The 16,489-nt window shown below is 69.4% G+C and carries 22 protein-coding genes; 16 read left to right on the top strand and 6 right to left on the bottom strand.

Going from position 1 to position 16,489, the window contains the following annotated elements:
• From clpS to VFF46_RS40200, 3 genes are all read left to right on the top strand, one after another.
• The coding region (gene clpS / locus VFF46_RS40210; RefSeq protein ID WP_325042535.1) for an ATP-dependent Clp protease adapter ClpS at positions 1–211 on the top strand (211 nt) is incomplete at its 5' end.
• On the top strand, positions 208–762 hold the full coding sequence (locus VFF46_RS40205) for a DUF2017 domain-containing protein (RefSeq protein ID WP_325042534.1): 555 nt from the start codon (positions 208–210) through the stop codon (positions 760–762). The genes clpS and VFF46_RS40205, both read left to right, overlap by 4 nt.
• 140 nt (positions 763–902) lie before the next feature.
• Entirely contained in the window at positions 903–1,895 is a 993-nt protein-coding gene (locus VFF46_RS40200; RefSeq protein WP_325042533.1) for an aldo/keto reductase, read from the top strand.
• A 1-nt stretch (position 1,896) separates the two neighbouring features.
• On the opposite strand, the gene VFF46_RS40195 is transcribed toward VFF46_RS40200, so the two are convergent.
• Positions 1,897–2,280 (bottom strand): hypothetical protein, encoded by a 384-nt coding sequence (locus VFF46_RS40195; protein WP_325042532.1) that lies wholly within the window; start codon positions 2,278–2,280, stop codon positions 1,897–1,899.
• Between the two features lie 102 nt (positions 2,281–2,382).
• Here VFF46_RS40195 and VFF46_RS40190 point away from each other — a divergent pair, with 102 nt between their 5' ends.
• The 3 genes from VFF46_RS40190 to VFF46_RS40180 are packed head-to-tail and all read left to right on the top strand — an operon-like array spanning position 2,383 to position 4,083.
• Entirely contained in the window at positions 2,383–2,841 is a 459-nt protein-coding gene (locus VFF46_RS40190) for a M67 family metallopeptidase (RefSeq protein ID WP_325042531.1), read from the top strand.
• 1 nt (position 2,842) lies between these two features.
• Entirely contained in the window at positions 2,843–3,136 is a 294-nt protein-coding gene (locus VFF46_RS40185; RefSeq protein ID WP_325042530.1) for a MoaD/ThiS family protein, read from the top strand.
• Entirely contained in the window at positions 3,133–4,083 is a 951-nt protein-coding gene (locus VFF46_RS40180; RefSeq protein ID WP_325042536.1) for a cysteine synthase family protein, read from the top strand. Before VFF46_RS40185 ends, VFF46_RS40180 begins: the two co-directional genes overlap by 4 nt.
• 93 nt (positions 4,084–4,176) lie before the next feature.
• Here the strand turns inward: VFF46_RS40180 and VFF46_RS40175 are convergent, their stop codons facing one another.
• The gene (locus VFF46_RS40175) at positions 4,177–4,539 is read right to left on the bottom strand and encodes a hypothetical protein (RefSeq protein ID WP_325042529.1); all 363 of its coding nucleotides are present in this window, start codon (positions 4,537–4,539) and stop codon (positions 4,177–4,179) included.
• Between the two features lie 167 nt (positions 4,540–4,706).
• Here VFF46_RS40175 and murI point away from each other — a divergent pair, with 167 nt between their 5' ends.
• The 5 genes from murI to VFF46_RS40150 are packed head-to-tail and all read left to right on the top strand — an operon-like array spanning position 4,707 to position 9,267.
• Positions 4,707–5,510, top strand: coding sequence for a glutamate racemase (murI, locus tag VFF46_RS40170; RefSeq protein ID WP_325042528.1), 804 nt, complete (start codon positions 4,707–4,709; stop codon positions 5,508–5,510).
• 55 nt (positions 5,511–5,565) lie between these two features.
• Positions 5,566–6,312, top strand: a complete 747-nt coding sequence (locus VFF46_RS40165; protein WP_325042527.1) for an MBL fold metallo-hydrolase — start codon at positions 5,566–5,568, stop codon at positions 6,310–6,312.
• Positions 6,293–7,129, top strand: a complete 837-nt coding sequence (locus tag VFF46_RS40160; RefSeq protein ID WP_325042526.1) for an alpha/beta fold hydrolase — start codon at positions 6,293–6,295, stop codon at positions 7,127–7,129. The genes VFF46_RS40165 and VFF46_RS40160 overlap by 20 nt, the downstream gene beginning before the upstream one ends.
• 60 nt (positions 7,130–7,189) lie before the next feature.
• On the top strand, positions 7,190–8,686 hold the full coding sequence (locus tag VFF46_RS40155) for a DHA2 family efflux MFS transporter permease subunit (RefSeq protein WP_325042525.1): 1,497 nt from the start codon (positions 7,190–7,192) through the stop codon (positions 8,684–8,686).
• Positions 8,683–9,267, top strand: coding sequence for a TetR family transcriptional regulator (locus VFF46_RS40150; RefSeq protein ID WP_325042524.1), 585 nt, complete (start codon positions 8,683–8,685; stop codon positions 9,265–9,267). Before VFF46_RS40155 ends, VFF46_RS40150 begins: the two co-directional genes overlap by 4 nt.
• On the opposite strand, the gene VFF46_RS40145 is transcribed toward VFF46_RS40150, so the two are convergent.
• Complete coding sequence (locus tag VFF46_RS40145; protein WP_325042523.1) at positions 9,264–10,082, bottom strand: SAM hydroxide adenosyltransferase; 819 nt, start codon at positions 10,080–10,082, stop codon at positions 9,264–9,266. The two genes, VFF46_RS40150 and VFF46_RS40145, sit on opposite strands and share 4 nt — an antisense overlap.
• A 165-nt stretch (positions 10,083–10,247) precedes the next feature.
• Positions 10,248–11,420 carry a Gfo/Idh/MocA family oxidoreductase gene (locus VFF46_RS40140; RefSeq protein ID WP_325042522.1) on the bottom strand — a complete coding sequence of 391 codons (1,173 nt, stop codon included), beginning with the start codon at positions 11,418–11,420 and terminating at the stop codon, positions 10,248–10,250.
• Positions 11,421–11,566: 146 nt separating this feature from the next.
• Here VFF46_RS40140 and VFF46_RS40135 point away from each other — a divergent pair, with 146 nt between their 5' ends.
• Genes VFF46_RS40135 through VFF46_RS40120 form a run of 4 tightly spaced genes read left to right on the top strand, consistent with a single transcriptional unit; the run spans position 11,567 to position 14,354 of the window.
• Positions 11,567–12,430 (top strand): SGNH/GDSL hydrolase family protein, encoded by an 864-nt coding sequence (locus tag VFF46_RS40135; RefSeq protein WP_325042521.1) that lies wholly within the window; start codon positions 11,567–11,569, stop codon positions 12,428–12,430.
• 9 nt (positions 12,431–12,439) lie between these two features.
• Positions 12,440–13,156 (top strand): ribonuclease PH, encoded by a 717-nt coding sequence (gene rph, locus VFF46_RS40130; protein WP_325042520.1) that lies wholly within the window; start codon positions 12,440–12,442, stop codon positions 13,154–13,156.
• Complete coding sequence (gene rdgB, locus VFF46_RS40125) at positions 13,153–13,758, top strand: RdgB/HAM1 family non-canonical purine NTP pyrophosphatase (RefSeq protein ID WP_325042519.1); 606 nt, start codon at positions 13,153–13,155, stop codon at positions 13,756–13,758. Before rph ends, rdgB begins: the two co-directional genes overlap by 4 nt.
• Positions 13,759–13,760: 2 nt before the next feature.
• A complete protein-coding gene (locus VFF46_RS40120) occupies positions 13,761–14,354 on the top strand; it encodes a hypothetical protein (RefSeq protein ID WP_325042518.1) in 594 nt (197 codons plus the stop codon).
• Here VFF46_RS40120 and VFF46_RS40115 read toward each other — a convergent pair.
• Both VFF46_RS40115 and VFF46_RS40110 read right to left on the bottom strand, forming a co-directional pair.
• A complete protein-coding gene (locus VFF46_RS40115; RefSeq protein ID WP_325042517.1) occupies positions 14,341–14,922 on the bottom strand; it encodes a transcriptional regulator in 582 nt (193 codons plus the stop codon). The genes VFF46_RS40120 and VFF46_RS40115 overlap by 14 nt on opposite strands.
• Positions 14,922–15,299: a hypothetical protein gene (locus tag VFF46_RS40110; protein ID WP_325042516.1), complete on the bottom strand. Its 378-nt coding sequence runs from the start codon at positions 15,297–15,299 to the stop codon at positions 14,922–14,924. Before VFF46_RS40110 ends, VFF46_RS40115 begins: the two co-directional genes overlap by 1 nt.
• Positions 15,300–15,717: 418 nt before the next feature.
• Between VFF46_RS40110 and VFF46_RS40105 the strand changes: the two genes are divergently transcribed.
• The coding region (locus VFF46_RS40105; RefSeq protein WP_325042515.1) for a PEP/pyruvate-binding domain-containing protein at positions 15,718–16,489 on the top strand (772 nt) is incomplete at its 3' end.

Here is a 16,489-nt window from a genome sequence, read left to right as displayed (position 1 = left end):
CGTCTGGAACGATCCGGTCAACCTGATGGACTACGTCACGTTCGTCTTCCAGACGTACTTCGGCTACTCCAAGTCGAAGGCCGAGAAGCTGATGATGCAGGTGCACTCGGAGGGCAAGTCGGCGGTGTCGAACGGCAATCGGGAAGCAATGGAACGCGACGTGGAAGCCATGCACTCCTACGGCCTCTGGGCCACCTGCGAGAAGTCGTGACGCGGTTCCGCAAGCGCCGCAAGACGGTCGTCGTCAGCTTCGCCGAGCACGAGGCAGACATCCTGGCGAACCTCCTGCGGAACCTGGTCGAGCTGCTGTACGACGGGTTGCCGCCGCGCACCACCACTCCCGCGGATCCGCTGGAGGCGCTGCTCAGCGACAACGACGGCCCGACCTCGCCGCCGGAGGACGTCGTACTGCAGCGGCTGCTGCCGGACGCGTACAAGCAGGACGACCAGGCGTCGGCGGAGTTCCGCCGGTTCACCGAGCGCGGGCTGCGCGAGGGGAAGGTCACCGACGCGAAGCGGGTGCTGTCCGCGCTGGAGGAGTCCGGCGCCGACGAGATCGCGCTGGAGCCGGACGAGCAGTTGGCCTGGTTGCGCGCGCTGAACGACCTGCGGCTGGCGATCGGCACCCGTCTCGACATCAAGGACGAGGACGACTACGCCACCTGGGAGAAACTCGACGACGACGACCCGCGGCGGCTGACGTACGACCTGTACGACTGGCTCGGCTACCTGCAGTCCGCCCTGCTGCACAACATGCGCTGACCCCGCCCGCCCCGAACGTTTCTGAGGTTAACCGCTGAAGTTGCCCGTTCACTGGTCGCATGCGAGCTGGGACGGGGCAATGCGCCGGGTCAACCTCCGAAACGGCGGGCCGGTGGAGGGGAGGTTCTAGGGTTGGCCGCATGGAGACGCGGCGGCTCGGGCGGACCGGGCGGGATGTGGGTGTGGTCGGGCTCGGGGCGTGGCAGCTCGGGGCGGACTGGGGCGCGGTCGACGAGGGCGACGCGCTCGCCGTACTGCGGGCGGCGATCGACGGCGGGGTGACCTTCGTCGACACCGCGGACGTGTACGGCGACGGGCGCAGCGAGCGGCTCGTCGGGCAGGTGCTTTCGTCGGCTGCGTCGGACGGTATCGGCGGGCTGACCGTGGCGACCAAAATGGGGCGCCGGGTCGAGCAGGTCCCGGAGAACTACACGCTGGAGAACTTCCGCGCTTGGAACGACCGCTCCCGGCGGAACCTCGGCGTCGACACCATCGACCTGGTCCAGCTGCACTGCCCGCCGACGCCGGTGTACTCGAAGGACGCGGTCTTCGACGCGCTCGACACGCTCGTCGACGAGGGCCGGATCGCGGCGTACGGCGTGAGCGTCGAGACGTGCGCGGAGGCGCTGACCGCGATCGCCCGCCCGAACGTGGCGACCGTCCAGATCATCCTGAACGCGTTCCGCCTGAAGCCGCTCGACGAGGTCCTCCCCGCCGCCCGCGCCGCCGGCGTCGGCATCATCGCCCGCGTCCCGCTCGCCAGCGGGCTGCTGTCGGGCAAGTACGACGAGCACACCAGGTTCGCCGCCGACGACCACCGCACCTACAACCGCCACGGCGAGGCCTTCGACGTCGGCGAAACCTTCTCCGGCCTCGACTTCACCACCGGCCTCGAAGCAGTCCGCCGCCTGATGCCCTGGCTCCCCACCGGCACCACAATGGCCCAGTTCGCCCTCCGCTGGATCCTCGACCAACCAGGCGTCTCAGCAGTCATCCCCGGCGCCCGCAACCCGCAGCAGGTCGCCGCCAACATCTCCGCCGCCACCCTCGCCCCGCTCACCCCGGACCGCCTCGACGCGGTCCGGCAGACGTACGACGCCCTGATCAAGCCGGAGATCCACGACCGCTGGTAGGTCAGGGTTTGACGACCGCGAGCGTCGTACTCACCACCCCTGAGACGATGGCGACAATCGCGCCGAGTGTCGCGAGGATCTTGCTGCCGCTGACCCACAGGCCCTTGTTCAGCTCCCGCCAGCGCCGTGGGACGAAGGCCAGCTTCAGCTTCTGCCACTTGTGCTGGCGGTAGCTGCAGCCCATCAAGATCCCGCTCGAGTTGTTGCGACACAGCTGTCCTGCGCGTGTGTCGGCGCCGCAGTACACCGGCGCCTGGAACAGGAAGTACGCCATCACCAGCGCCCAGCCGGCGACCAGCACAGCCGGACCGAGCTTCCACGTCCAAGCTGTGGTGATGAGTGCGAAGAACAGCAGATAGCCCCAGTACTTCCGCAATCCCCTCATGTCACTCAGTATCACATCCAACTACCCTCCGAAACCATCCCAGCATCTGGACGCAGACCGCGGTCGGCGGGGTGGGGCGGTTCGGGCAACTACCGTGGAGTTGTGCTGGTCATCGAGGAGGCGGCGTACGACGCGATCGTTGCGCATGCGCGGAAGGATCATCCGGACGAGGCGTGCGGGGTGGTGGCGGGTGCGGTCGGGTCGGGGCGGGCTACCCGGTTCGTGCCGATGCTGAATGCCGCGATGTCGCCGACGTTCTACGAGTTCGACTCCGGCGACCTGCTCCGGCTGTACAAGGAGATGGACGAGCGCGACGAGGAGCCGGTGGTGATCTACCACTCGCACACCGCCACCGAGGCGTACCCGTCGCGGACCGACATCAACCTCGCCCAGGAGCCGGGGGCGCACTACGTCCTGGTGTCGACCCGGGACGGCGCGGACGACCCGGCGTACGACGGGCCGGTCGAGTTCCGGTCGTACCGGATCGTCGACGGCGAGGTCACGGAAGAAGAAGTACGCGTGGTTGGTTCCTATACAGAAACCTTTGAAGGAGAAGACTGAGATGGCGATCGAGCTGCGCGTGCCGACGATCCTGCGCACCTACACCGGCGGGGCGAAGGCGGTCACCGGCGACGGCGCGGACCTGGCCGCGTTCATCGACGACGTGAACGGCAACCACCCGGGCCTCAAGGAGCGCATCGTGGAGGGCGACCCGGAGGAGCTGCGCCGGTTCGTGAACGTCTACGTGAACGACGAGGACGTGCGCTTCACCGGCGGCCTGAAGACCGAGGTCAAGGACGGCGACGTGGTGGTCGTACTTCCCGCCGTCGCCGGCGGCTCGGTAAGCACAGTCTGATGCGTTTCGACAGCCTGCTCGACTCGGTCGGCGGTACGCCGCTGGTCGGGCTGCCCAAGCTGTCGCCGTCGGGCGACGTACGGCTGTGGGCGAAGCTGGAGGACCACAACCCGACCGGTTCGATCAAGGACCGGGCGGCGCTGCGGATGCTGCTGGACGCCGAGAAGGACGGCCGGCTGCGCCCGGGCAACACGATCCTCGAGCCGACGTCGGGCAACACCGGCATCTCGCTGGCGATGGCCGCCAAGCTGCGCGGGTACCGGATGGTCTGCGTGATGCCGGAGAACACCTCCGAGGAGCGCCGGCAGATCCTCCGGATGTGGGGCGTCGAGATCATCTCGTCGCCGGCCGCGGGTGGGTCCAACGAAGCGGTCCGAGTCGCCAAGCAGGTCGCGGAGGAGCACCCGGACTGGGTGATGCTCTATCAGTACGGCAACCCGTCGAACGCGCTCGCGCACTACGACGGCACCGCGCGGGAGATCCTCGCCGACCTGCCGTCGGTCACGCACTTCGTCGCCGGCCTCGGCACCACCGGCACGCTGATGGGCGCCGGCCGGTTCTTCCGTGAGCACAAGCCGGAGGTGAAGATCGTCGCCGCCGAGCCGCGGTACGGCGAACTCGTCTACGGCCTGCGCAACCTCGACGAGGGCTTCGTCCCCGAGCTGTACGACGCGACGCTGATCGACGCGCGCTTCTCGGTCGGGCCGCGGGACGCCGTCCGCCGGGTCCGCGAACTGCTCGACAACGAGGGCATCTTCGCCGGCATTTCGACCGGCGCGATCCTGCACGCGGCGCTCGGCCAGGCGGCCAAGTGCGTGCGGGACGGCGAGCAGGCCGACATCGCCTTCGTGGTCGCGGACGGCGGCTGGAAGTACCTGTCCACCGGCGCGTACGAGGGCACGATCGACGAGGCCGAGGACCGTCTCGAAGGTCAGCTCTGGGCCTGAGCGATCGGGCGTGAGCCGGACCGGCGGGCGGAGTGCCGGACCAGGCGGTACCCGATTGTTGCCTTGGGCACCTGTTGCAGGGGTTAGGTCATCCTACGGTTCTTTGAACAGGACTCGGCGGCCGAGTCGCGGGTGGACCCCGCGGCCCTTGCAGCTGCTGCAGGGGCGCTGGGCGTAACTGAAGATGCTGCCGTGGTGCCGGCCGGCACCCTTGCACCTGTTGCACTTGGCATTCGGGTGCAGCGACAGCGAGACGACGTACACGACGGCAGTCGCCATCAGCAGCAACAGCAGCAGGCCCATCGGTCCGATCGAGGACGCGACGTCCGCGGCTGTGCCGTTGTTCGACTCCGCACTCTGGCTCGCCGCTTGTCCTGCGACAGCGACGTGGTCGGGCTGCGGAGTTGGTGCGGCGGTGGTGTTCAGGGTCACCGCTAGGTGATGCAGAAGTGTCATGGCATCACGAGGGGCGGTCGAGCAAACATCGCTCCAGAGTGGCGTGCATCACGCGAAAAGGCAATTCCATATCGTAAAGATGTGGACAACTCCGGCGTGTCGTTCATGAGGCTTAGGTAAGGCTGGCTTCTGATCTGCCCGCCCGCGGACCTGTATAAGCTCTTCTCGTGGCTGACGCACCGGTGGGGATCTTCGACTCAGGTTTCGGGGGACTCACCGTCGCCCGCGCGGTGCTCGACCAGTTGCCGCACGAACCGATCCTGTACCTCGGGGACACCGCGCGGCAGCCGTACGGCCCGAAGCCGATCGCCGAGGTCCGCGAGTACGCGCTCGAGTGCCTCGACCACCTGGTCGACGCCGGCGTGAAGATGCTGGTGATCGCCTGCAACTCGGCGAGCGCCGCGATGCTGCGCGACGCCCGCGAGCGGTACGACGTACCGGTCGTCGAGGTGATCCTGCCGGCCGCCCGGCGGGCCGTTGCCGCGACCCGCAACCAGCGCGTCGGCGTGATCTGTACGAAGGCGACCGCGCAGTCGCTGGCCTACGAGGACGGGTTCGCGGCCGCGCCGCAGGTGGAGCTGTTCACCCGGGCCTGCCCGCAGTTTGTGGACTTCGTCGAGTCGGGCGTGACGTCCGGGCCGGAGCTGCTCGAGGCCGCGCACGAGTACCTGGACCCCCTGGTCGAGGCCGGCGTCGACACGCTGATCCTCGGGTGCACCCACTATCCGTTGCTCACCGGCGTCATCTCGTACGTGATGGGCGACAGCGTCACGCTGGTCAGCAGCGCGGAGGAGTGCGCGAAGGACGTGTACTCCGTGCTCACCAAGGCGAACCTGCTGCGCCCCGACGACCTTCCGGTGCCGGAGCACCGTTTCGTGACCACCGGCAACCCGGCGGAATTCGCCGCGATCGGCTCCCGGTTCCTCGGCCCGGCGCTGGGAGTCGTGGACCAGTTCGCCTGGGTACGTTGACGATGTGACCTGAATCGTCCTGCGCGGCAACCAACTCGCCGGTAGGGTTTCAGGTATGAAGCTCACCGTGATCGGTTGCTCCGGGTCCGTGCCCGGACCGGACTCGGCCGCCTCGAGCTATCTGGTCACCGCCGACGGGTTCAACCTGGTTCTCGACCTCGGCAGCGGCGCGCTCGGTTCGCTCCAGCGGCACCTCGCGGTCCCGGAGATCGGGGCGATCGGCCTGTCCCACCTGCATCCCGACCACTGCATGGACCTCTGCGGCCTGTACGTCGCGGCGCGCTACGCGCCCGGCTCGCCGATCCCGCGGATCCCTGTCTTCGGCCCGCCCGGTACGTCGGCACGGATGGCGCTGGCGTACGACCTGCCGCTCGATCCCGGGATGGAGGAGGAGCTGGAATTCCATGCCTGGCAGGAGGAACAGCTGATCGGGCCGTTCACGATCCGCACCGCGCCGATGGTGCACCCGGTCCCGGCGTACGCGATCCGGGTCGAGTACGGCGACAAGTCGCTCGTCTACACCGGCGACACCGGGCCCAACGACGCGCTGGTGGAGCTTGCCCGGGGCGCCGATGTACTGCTGTCCGAAGCGGCCTTGCAGGACAACGACCCGCACAACCCCACCGACCTGCACCTCACCCCGTCGGACGCCGGTGAGCACGCCAAACGAGCCGGGGTGAAACGGCTCGTGATCACCCACGTGCCGCCGTGGTACGACCGCGCGACGCAGGCCGAGCACGCCCGCCGTACCTTCTCCGGACCGGTCGAGATCGCTACCCCGCATGCCGTTTTCGACATCTGACGGCGTGCGGTTGTGGACCGCAACGACCGGTACGGCCAGTGCGGAGCCGGCGCGCCCGCCGGTCGTGATCCTGCACGGCGGTCCGGGGCTCTGGGACGACCACGAAGTACTCGCGGAGATGCTCGACGACCTGACCGTCGTGCACCGCTTCGACCAGCGCGGGTGCGGTCGCTCGGGTCCGTCCGACACGCAGACGATGGACCGCCTCGCGCAGGACATCGACGAGCTCCGCGCGTACTTCGGCCACGAGCGGATCGTCGTCCTCGGCCACTCGTTCGGCGCCTCGCTGGCGATGGTCTATGCGATGTCGTACGGCGATCACGTGGCCGGCGTCGTGTACGTCGACGGCGTCGGGGTCGGCGACTGGCGGACGGCGTACCGCGAGGAACGCGCGCGCCGGATCACGCCGGAACAGGACGCCCGGCTGGACGAGCTGTCCGGCCGGCAACGGACGCCGGCCGAGGAGACCGAGTTCCGCGCGCTGTCCTGGTTCACCGACCACGCGGACACCGAGCGCGCGATGGAGTGGGCGTACCGGAGCGCGTCCGTCGACCTCCCGATCAACTTCGCCGCCAACCGCGCGCTGGGGGCGACGGGGCGGTTGACCGATGACGAGTTCAAGGCCCGTGCGGCGTCGATCCAGGCGCCTGTCACGTTCATCCACGGCGACGGCGACCCGCGCCCGTCCTGGGCCGTCCGCGACCTCGCCGATCACGTCCCGAACCACACCTTCCACCTGATCCCGGCCGCCGGTCACTCGCCGTGGCTGGAGCAGCCGGAGCTCGTCCGGGAGGTGTTGCGCGCCGCCGTCGGCTAGACAGATCGCAATTCTGAGATCTACTCTCAAATTAGAGTTGATCTCAGAAAGGTGGTCGTCATGCTGGATCCGCGTCGGTGGTGGGCCCTGGGGGCGATGTCGGTCAGCCTGATCGTGATCGGGCTGGACCTGACCGTGCTGAACGTCGCGCTGCCGACGCTCGCGACCGATCTGAAGGCGTCCACCAGTCAGCTGCAGTGGTTCGCGAACGCGTACACGCTGGTGCTCGCGTCGCTGCTGCTCCCGGCCGGGCTGCTCGGCGACCGGTTCGGGCCGAAGCGGCTGATGCTCGGGGCGTTGGTGGTGTTCGGGCTGGCGTCGGCGGCCTGCGCGTTCGCGCAGACTCCGGGGCAGCTGATCGCGGGCCGGGCGGCGCTCGGGATCGGGTCCGCGTTCCTGATCCCGCTCTCGATGTCGCTGCTGAACATCCTGTTCGCGCCCGGGGAGCGGCAGCGCGCGATGACGATCTGGCTGATGGCGAACTCGATCGGCATCCCGCTCGGCCCGCTGCTCGGCGGCTGGCTGCTCGACCACTACCGCTGGGGCTCGGTGTTCCTGATCAACGTGCCGCTGGTCGCGGTCGGGCTGGTCGCGGTCGCCGTACTGATCCCGAGGACGGCCGGCCACCGGGCGCGGCGGATCGACGTACCGGGGATCCTGCTGACCGCGGCGGGGCTGGTGGCGCTGACGTACGGGTTCATCGCGGCGGGGGAGCACGGGTGGGGCTCGGCGTGGGCGGTCGGCGGGATCGCGGCCGGGCTGGTGCTGCTGGTCGCGTTCTGGGCGTGGGCCCGGCGTACGGCGGATCCGTTGATCGAGCTGTCGTTGTTCCGGTCGGCGGGGTTCACCTGGGGCACGGTGCTCGCGACGCTGGCGTCGTTCGCACTGGTCGGGTTGCTGTTCGTCCTGCCGCAGCTGTCCCAGGCGGTGCAGGGCGCGGACGCGTTCCAGGCCGGGCTGCGGCTGCTGCCGATCATCGGCGGGATGCTGATCGGCGCGAAGGTCGCGGAACGCCTGCTGGAGAAGGCGGGCGCGCGGGTGGCGGTGGTGTTCGGGTTCGGGCTGATGCTGGTCGGGCTGGCGATCGGTGCGTTGACGAAGGTGAGTGACGGGTACGGATTCACCGCGATCTGGGTCAGCCTGGTCGGGCTCAGCATCGGGTTCACGCTGCCGCCGATGAACGGGCTGGCGCTCGCCGCTCTGCCGCTGGACCGGAGCGGTTCGGGATCCGCGCTGATCCAGGCGTCCCGGCAGGTCGGCGGCACGCTCGGGGTCGCGATCCTCGGTACGGTGCTGAATGCGGCGTACCGCAGTCACCTGGACGTGAGCGGTCTCCCACCCGCGGCAGCGCACGTCGCCCGTGACAGCGCGTCCGCGGCGATCGCCTTGGGTTCGCCGGCGCTGACCCGGTCCGCCCGCGCGGCGTTCGTGCACGGCATGGACGTGACGCTCTGGGCGTGCAGCGGCCTCGCGGCGGTATCGATCGTGCTCGCGCTGGCGTTTCTGCCCCGCCGTACACCTGCTGTCGTCCGGGAAGAGGCCACAATCGAGGTATGAGTGGTTTGCGGGAGCGGAAGAAGGCGAAGACCAGGGCGGCGATCCAGGAGCACGCGCTGCGGCTGTTCCGGGACCAGGGGTACGCCGAGACGACGGTCCAGGAGATCGCCGCGGCGGCCGAGGTGTCGCCGGCCACGTTCTTCCGGTACTTCCCGACCAAGGAGGACACGATCGTCTTCGACCGGCTGGACCCGCTGATGATCGAGCTGTTCCGCGGCCAGCCGGCCGGCATGCACCCGACCGAGGCGCTCCGGGCGGCGATCCGGCAGAGCCTGGACGTGCTGACCGAGGACGAGTGGGCGCTGGAGTCCGAGCGCCAGCGGCTCGTGATGAGCGTGCCCGAACTCCGGGTCCGGATGCTCGACCAGCTGTACGGCGGCATCGACCTGCTCGCCACCCTCGCCGCCGAACGCACCGGGCGCCCCGCCGACGACTTCGCGATCCGCGCCTGGGCCGGCGCGGTCGTCGGCGTGATCATGGCGACGTACGAGTTCCTGGCCGTCGACGCCCCGCTCCCGGAATACCTGAAAACAATGGACGCAGCCTTCGACCACCTGACCGCCTTCTCGCTGGAGTCCTAGGCCACCTGGGCGCTGACGGGTTCCAGGACTGGGTCGCCGGGGCGCAGGCCGAAGGCGGCAGCCGCTGAGCCGCCGCGGATGACCAGTTCGGTGAAGGCGGTGCCGGAGCTGCCGGGGACGAGGCCTGGTGCGTTTCGCGGTACGGCGGTCAGGTGCGGGTAACAGGTCACGTCGACGATCGTCGTACTGCCGTCATCGTTGCGCTGGGCAACGGGAAGCGTGCTGCCGAGGACCAGGTCGAGGCTCCGGTCGAGCTTGCAGTTGCCGAAGTTGTCGACGTGCGCGACCACCGGATCGGTGTCGGCCAGTTCCGGTACGGCGGTCGCGGTCGCGGGGACCGGACGGCCGTCGGCGACCCACTTCGCCAGCAGCGGGACGTACCAGAGGCTGCGGAACTGGGTGCCGGCGATCTTCTCGACGTCCGCGGTACCGAAGCCGGCCGCCGTCACGGCCTCGCGGATGTCGGTGACGAAGACCTGCTCGATCCCGAGCTCACGCCGTACCAGCGACAGCACGCGGGTGTTGAACGTACTGACGACCAGATGCCTGCCGTAGTGGAAGAAACAGAACGGTACGCCGTTCGGCCAGACGCCGTCCCGCGGCGCGATGTTCAGCAACGTGATCGTCGGGTGGCCCTCCTCGCCGAGCAGATCCAGCGATATCAGGCAGTCGAGCAGCGTGAGCGCGGCGAACGACTCCGGATCGGGCCCGTCGGCGGCGACGATCGTCGGGGACTGCCCGAACAGCGCGCCGATCCGGGTGCTGAGTCTGGCGCGGGCGTTGCCGTCGTGACAGTCGGTGATGTACGTGATCATGTGGCACTCCAGGGTGGTCGCAGCTCCGGGTGAACGAGAAGAGGCCCCCGACATCGGGGGCCTCTCGCTGCAAGCACACGTGCCTACGCCGCTGAGGTCCTCCCGCATCGAGGGCTCAGCATTCGCATCGCGGCGTACCAGGTCACGTCCACGAGATTAGCATCCTCAGCGAGCCTGCCCGTTGTCGAAGTACTCGATCAGGGCCGGGTCCAGAGCGGGCACGTCCTGCGGTACGCCGTCGGCGCGCAGCGACTGGGTGGCGGCGTACCCGGCGGCCACCGCGGCGCGGGCCGCGACCGGGGACGTCAGGGTCGCGCCGCCGTCCCGGACGAAGCTCACGAACTCCGCCACCAGGTGCGGATCGGCGCCGCCGTGGTTCTCGGTGTCGCCCTCGATCTCGACCACCTGGTCGGCGTCCTCGCGGTATCCGGAGCGCCTGCTGTTCCAGACCTTCACCACGCCACCCGGCCCGTCACCGAAGTTCTCCAGCCGGCCGTGGGTGCCGATCACCGTGTAGTTGCGCCAGTAGTCCGGCGTGAAGTGGCACTGCTCGTAGTTCATCAGGACCCCGTTGTCGAGCAGCAGGTTCACCTGCGAGATGTCCTCGACGTCCATCACCGGTGCCAGGCCCTTCTGCTCCAGCGGCGGCCAGTTGTCGCTGGACACGAATTCCTTGAACCGCTGCCCCGAACGGTCCATGCGGTCGGTGATCCCGCCGTACAGCGTGAGCGCGCCCATCGCGTTCACCCGGGTCGTGTAGCCGCCGGCCAGCCAGTGCATCACGTCGATGTCGTGCGCGCCCTTCTGCAGCAGCAGGCCAGTGGTCCGGCTGCGGTCGGCATGCCAGTCCTTGAAGTAGAAGTCGCCGCCGTGGCCGACGAAGTGCCGGCACCAGATCGCCTTCACGTCGCCGATGGCGCCGTCCTGGATCAGCTTGCGCATCGTCAGCACGACGGGCATGTGCCGCATGTTGTGGCCGACGTACAGCCGGGCGCCCGAGTCGTACGCCGCCTGCAGCACGCGGTCGCAGCCCTCGGTGGTGATCGCCAGCGGCTTCTCCACGAAGACGTTCACGCCGGCTCGCAGGAAGTCGACGGCCGGACCCTCGTGCAGGTCGTCGGGCGTGGTCAGGAACACCCCGTCGAGCTTCTGGTCGAGCAGTTCGGTGTGGTCGACGTAGGCGGTCGCCTCCGGGTACAGCTCGAGGGCCGCGTCCCGCTGCGGCGCGGACGGGTCGGCGAGGGCCACGACCTCGGAGCCCTCGCCGGGACGGTGCGCGTACTGCGCGATGCGGCTGCGGGCGCCGAGGCCCACGACGCCAAACCGAAGATCAGTCATACCAGGCAACTCCTGCACATAGTTGTTTGCAACAGCCTAACTCCGAGCAATTCTGTCAATCAATCACCGATCCTCTCTCTGGAATTGGGCTGCCCGTCACCCGCCGCACATCGAGGTATCGCTCCGTACCGTCACCATGGCGGAATGTGAGCCTCCACTACGTGGCACTGGGGGACTCGACCACCGTAGGGGTCGGGGACCCGATGAACGGCAGCAGTACGACCGACCTGTCCGGTGCCGGTGCGCGCCCGGGCGAGGGGTGGCGGGGCTGGGCCTCGCTGCTCGCCGACTCCCTGGCCAGCTCCCACCGTGTGACGTTCTCCAACTTCGCGACCAGCGGCGCCACCGTGCCGGTCGTCGCGACCGAGCAACTGCCCTCGACCGGTGACGGTCCGATCGACATCGCCTCCCTGATCGTCGGCGTCAACGACACGCTGCGGTCCACCTTCGACGCGGGCCAGATCCGCGAACACCTGTACCAGTGCGCGGAGCACCTGACCGCGCGCGGTGCGGTCCTGCTGACCGTCCGGTTCCACGACCACGGCAAGGTGTTCGGCCTGCCACGCTGGCTGCGGCGGCCGCTGTGGCAGCGGATCGAGCAGGTGAACCTCGCCTTCGACGACCTGCACGCCCGGTACGGCGGGATCCGGCTGGACATGGCCGACTACCCCGAGGTGTACCGGCGGGACTTCTGGAGCATCGACCGGCTGCATCCGGGGGAGCGCGGGCACCGCAAGCTGGCCCGGGCGTTCGCGGACGAGCTGGCGGTCCGCGGCGTACGGATCGACGTACCGCCGGACCTGGACTGCGCGTCCCGGCCGCCGAGCAGGTGGGCGGACGCCGTCTGGATGGTGCGCGAGGGCGGCCCGTGGCTCGGGCGCCGGGCCCACGACCTCGTGCCGTGGGCAGCCCGGATGGCCCTCACCCAACTCCGCCCGCCGCGCCCCCGGCCGGGTCCGCTCGCCCTCCCGGCCTCGTCGCATTCGGAGGTGCGGCGCATCGAGGCATAGGGTCGGGGCATGGCCCGTATCGATGGACGTAATGCTGACGAGCTCCGCCCGGTGACGATCACCAGGAACTGGCTCGACCACGCCGAGGGCTCGGTGCTGGTCGAGTTCGGGCGGACCCGCGTGCTGTGCGCGGCGAGCGTGACCGAGGGCGTGCCGCGCTGGCGGAAGGGCTCCGGGCTCGGCTGGGTCAGCGCCGAGTACGCGATGCTGCCGCGGGCCACCAACACCCGCTCGGACCGCGAGTCCGTGAAGGGCAAGATCGGTGGCCGGACCCACGAGATCTCCCGGCTGATCGGACGCTCGCTGCGGGCCGTCATCGACTACAAGGCGCTCGGCGAGAACACCATCCTGCTGGACTGCGACGTACTGCAGGCCGACGGCGGCACCCGGACCGCGGCGATCACCGGCGCGTACGTCGCGCTGGCCGACGCCGTCTCGTGGCTGCGGGGCCGGAAGCTGCTGAAGAGCGAGCCGCTGACCGGGACGGTGTCCGCGGTGTCGGTCGGGATCATCGACGGTACGCCGATGCTCGACCTCTGCTACGAAGAGGACGTCCGGGCCGAGACCGACATGAACCTGGTGATCACCGGCGACGGGAAGTTCATCGAGGTCCAGGGAACCGCCGAGGGCGCGCCGTTCGACCGCGCCGAGCTGGACAGCCTGCTTTCGTTGGGCGTTGCCGGCTGTGCGGACCTGGCCAAGGCACAGCAGGAGGCGCTCGCGTGAGCCGGGTTTTGCTTGCCTCGAACAACAAGAAGAAGCTCGAGGAGCTGCGGCGGATCCTGACCCCGATCGTGCCCGGTATCGAGGTGCTCGGGCTCGGCGACGTCCCGCCGTACGACGAACCGGCCGAGACCGAGCCGACGTTCGAGGGGAACGCGCTGCTGAAGGCACACGCGGCGCTGAAGGCGACCGGCCTGCCGTCGATCGCCGACGACAGCGGCATCTGCGTGGACGCGCTGAACGGGATGCCCGGCGTGCTGTCGGCGCGCTGGTCGGGGCCCGCGAAGGACAACCACGCGAACAACCTGCTGCTGCTCGGTCAGCTCGAGGACGTGCCGGACGAGCGGCGCGGGGCGTCGTTCGTGGCGGCGGTCGCGTTCGTCCGGCCGGGCGGCCCGGACGAGATGGTCCTCGGCGAGATGCGCGGGTCGGTGATCCGCGAGCTGCGCGGGACCGGCGGGTTCGGGTACGACGTACTGTTCCAGGCTGAGGGGTACGACCGGACGACGGCGGAGCTGTCGATCGAGGAGAAGGACGCGATCAGCCATCGGGGCAAGGCGCTGCGCGCGCTCGCGCCGATCGTCGCGAAGGCATTGGGGAGCTAGGGATGTTGTTCGCTGGTTCTGATCGGGACGGGGTCGCATCGGGGCGGATCACTGTCGCTTATCGGCGGTGGGCGGAGCCGCGGGTCGCCGAGGGGCGGGTGTACCGGACGAACGCGGGGCGGATCGAGGTGGACAGCATCCGGCAGGTGAACCCGGAGCTGATCGCGGACACCGACGCCGACCTCGAGCTCGCCGATCGGCAGAACGCCCGCGACGTACGGCGGCGGTTGCGGGGCGACGAGTCGTTGCCGACGTACCTGATCCGGTTCCATCTGGTCGAGGGGCCGGATCCGCGGGACGAGCTGGCGTCGCAGTCGGTGTTGTCTTCAGCTGACCTGGCCGACCTGCGGGAGCGGCTGGACCGGTTCGATGCCCTCAGCAACCACGGGCCGTGGACGCTGCAGACGCTCCAGCTGATCGAGAGCACGCCCGCCGTCCGGGCCGCGGACCTGGCCGCGTCGGTCGGGCGGGAGACCGCGCCGTTCAAGCTCGACGTTCGGAAGCTGAAGAACCTTGGCCTGACCTACAGTCTCGAGGTCGGGTACCGGATCTCGCCGCGTGGTGCGGCGTACCTGGACGCGACTAGGAGCGCTTGAGCCCGAGCGTCGCGAGCAGATCCTCGTGCAGTTCGAACCAGACCCGGTGACACGAGTCCACGTCACTGCGGTCCACCCAGCCGTGCTCGAGGGCGTTCGCGAACCGTACGTCGTACCCCTGGAACCGTGGGAGTGCTTCCGTCAGCCGTTTGACCAGCGGGTGGAGCGCGCCGCTCAATACCCGCAACTCGTCCAGGACTCCGGCGTCCCATGCGGCGTCCGAATGGTCGTTCACCCCTAATGGATCTCCGTCCACCGGGCGCAGCTGCCAATCCGTACATGCCTGCTGCAAGATTTTGTTGAGCGGCAGGAACTCGTCGTACACCTGCTGCACAACTTTCGTGCTGCCGGTCAGTTCGCCTGCCAGGCGGCGCTCGTTCTCGGTGCGTCCGGCTTCCGTCAGCGACCACCCCGCCGTACCGGCGAAGCTGCTGTACGCCACCCAGCCGCGCGCTTCCGCGTCTCGCAGCATCTCCTCGGTGGACTTGACCGGCAGGCCGAACCGCTCGGCGACCGCCCGGGTATGCGCGAACCCGAGCAACCGGACGGCATGCAGTACGAGCAACATCACGACACCCCGTCCTGCCGCGCCGCGAGCCGGTTGAACCGCTGCTGACACGCCTGCGGCGAACTGAACCCCATCGCCTCCGCCATCTCCGCCCACGTGAGGCCCGAACTCCTTGCCATGAACAACAACCCGGCCTCGACCTCGTCCACCTCCGCCCGCGCCGCCGGCAACAACGCCAGCGCAGCCAGCAGTTCGTCCGCATCCAGCTCGCCGGCGCGCCACGCCGCGAACTGCGTCAGATCCACCGCCGACAACGGCACCGGCGCCGGCCGCCACGGCCGTGACGGCAACCCATCGGCCCCCTTCGCCAGCAGCCGCTCCCGAGCCACCCGCTGCCGCTCGGCCTGCACCTGGTCCGCGTCCTGGTTGCGTCGCATGCCCAAACAATGGATCATCAACAAAACGTTGTCAACAAAACATTGTCAACGTTCCGTTGATAGGAGCCGGCTGATGCTGATCCCGCTCTCTCGAGCCACCCTCGCCACCTGCGGCCCCAAAGCCGCCTCCCTGGCCACCCTCCTACAAGCCGACCTCCCAGTCCCCGAAGGCATAGTCATCCCATTCGCCACCCTCGCCACCCCCGCCAATGCCACCGGGGCCGCCAGGGACGCCGGGGATGCCAGGGCCGCCAGGGCTGCCGGGGACGGCGGGGACCACAGGGCCGCCAGGGCCGCTGGGGCCGCCAGGGCCGCTGGGGCTGCCAGGGCCGCTGGGGCTGCCAGGGTTGCCGGGGACGGCGGGGACGGCGGGGACGGCGGGGACGGCGGGGAGTTGACTGCGGGGCAGGTGGTGGAGTTGGCGAGGTGGTTGGTAGAGGCGGGGGATCCGGTGGTCGCGGTGCGGTCGTCGGCATCCGACGAGGACACCGGACCGGCGTCCGCGGCCGGGCAGTACGACAGCTTCCTCGGCGTACAGGGCATCGACGCGGTGGTCGACGCCGTACGAGCCTGCCGGGCCTCACTCTGGTCCCCGCGCGCAACGGCGTACCGCAAAGGCTCCCCAACCCCCTCGATGGCCGTCATCATCCAGCGCCACGTCGACGCGGACGTCTCCGGCGTCCTGTTCACCTCGCCCGACGGCCCAACCCTGATCGAAGCATCCTGGGGCTTGGGCCCGAGCGTCGTCGAAGGCCGGGTGACCCCCGACCGCTACGAGATCCTCAACGGCAAGGTCACCCGAACAATCGCCGACAAACCCACCACCCTCATCCGCGACGGCTCCCGCCTAGTCACCCGCCCGGTCCCCACCGCCCAACGCCGTACGCCGACCCTCACCGACCCCATCGCCGTACACCTGGCCACCCTCGCCCACCAAGCCACCACCACCTTCGGCACCCCCCAAGACATCGAATGGGCCATAACCGCCAACACCCCCTGGCTCCTACAGTCCCGCCCCATCACCACCCACCCCCCAACCCCCAAACCACTCACGCCACCCGACCCACCCACACCGCCCGCGCTAACCACACCACCCGAGCCGCCCACGCCGACCGCGCTAACCACACCACCCGCGCCGCCCACGCCGCCCGCGCCAACCACACCACCCGCGCCGCCCACGCCGCCCGCGC

The organism is Kribbella sp. (genome assembly GCF_035655035.1).
Taxonomy (GTDB): Bacteria; Actinomycetota; Actinomycetes; order Propionibacteriales; family Kribbellaceae; genus Kribbella.
This window is presented reverse-complemented; position numbering and strand designations above follow the sequence as displayed.

What these genes read in the sequence shown, in the direction of transcription:
- VFF46_RS40200 (WP_325042533.1), top strand. Translation starts at nt 903, where the DNA reads ATGGAGACGCGGCGGCTCGGGCGGACCGGGCGGGATGTGGGTGTGGTC.
- VFF46_RS40195 (WP_325042532.1), bottom strand. Translation starts at nt 2,280, where the DNA reads ATGAGGGGATTGCGGAAGTACTGGGGCTATCTGCTGTTCTTCGCACTC.
- VFF46_RS40185 (WP_325042530.1), top strand. Translation starts at nt 2,843, where the DNA reads ATGGCGATCGAGCTGCGCGTGCCGACGATCCTGCGCACCTACACCGGC.
- VFF46_RS40175 (WP_325042529.1), bottom strand. Translation starts at nt 4,539, where the DNA reads ATGACACTTCTGCATCACCTAGCGGTGACCCTGAACACCACCGCCGCA.
- VFF46_RS40165 (WP_325042527.1), top strand. Translation starts at nt 5,566, where the DNA reads ATGAAGCTCACCGTGATCGGTTGCTCCGGGTCCGTGCCCGGACCGGAC.
- VFF46_RS40160 (WP_325042526.1), top strand. Translation starts at nt 6,293, where the DNA reads ATGCCGTTTTCGACATCTGACGGCGTGCGGTTGTGGACCGCAACGACC.
- VFF46_RS40155 (WP_325042525.1), top strand. Translation starts at nt 7,190, where the DNA reads ATGCTGGATCCGCGTCGGTGGTGGGCCCTGGGGGCGATGTCGGTCAGC.
- VFF46_RS40150 (WP_325042524.1), top strand. Translation starts at nt 8,683, where the DNA reads ATGAGTGGTTTGCGGGAGCGGAAGAAGGCGAAGACCAGGGCGGCGATC.
- VFF46_RS40145 (WP_325042523.1), bottom strand. Translation starts at nt 10,082, where the DNA reads ATGATCACGTACATCACCGACTGTCACGACGGCAACGCCCGCGCCAGA.
- VFF46_RS40140 (WP_325042522.1), bottom strand. Translation starts at nt 11,420, where the DNA reads ATGACTGATCTTCGGTTTGGCGTCGTGGGCCTCGGCGCCCGCAGCCGC.
- rph (WP_325042520.1), top strand. Translation starts at nt 12,440, where the DNA reads ATGGCCCGTATCGATGGACGTAATGCTGACGAGCTCCGCCCGGTGACG.
- VFF46_RS40120 (WP_325042518.1), top strand. Translation starts at nt 13,761, where the DNA reads ATGTTGTTCGCTGGTTCTGATCGGGACGGGGTCGCATCGGGGCGGATC.
- VFF46_RS40115 (WP_325042517.1), bottom strand. Translation starts at nt 14,922, where the DNA reads ATGTTGCTCGTACTGCATGCCGTCCGGTTGCTCGGGTTCGCGCATACC.
- VFF46_RS40110 (WP_325042516.1), bottom strand. Translation starts at nt 15,299, where the DNA reads ATGCGACGCAACCAGGACGCGGACCAGGTGCAGGCCGAGCGGCAGCGG.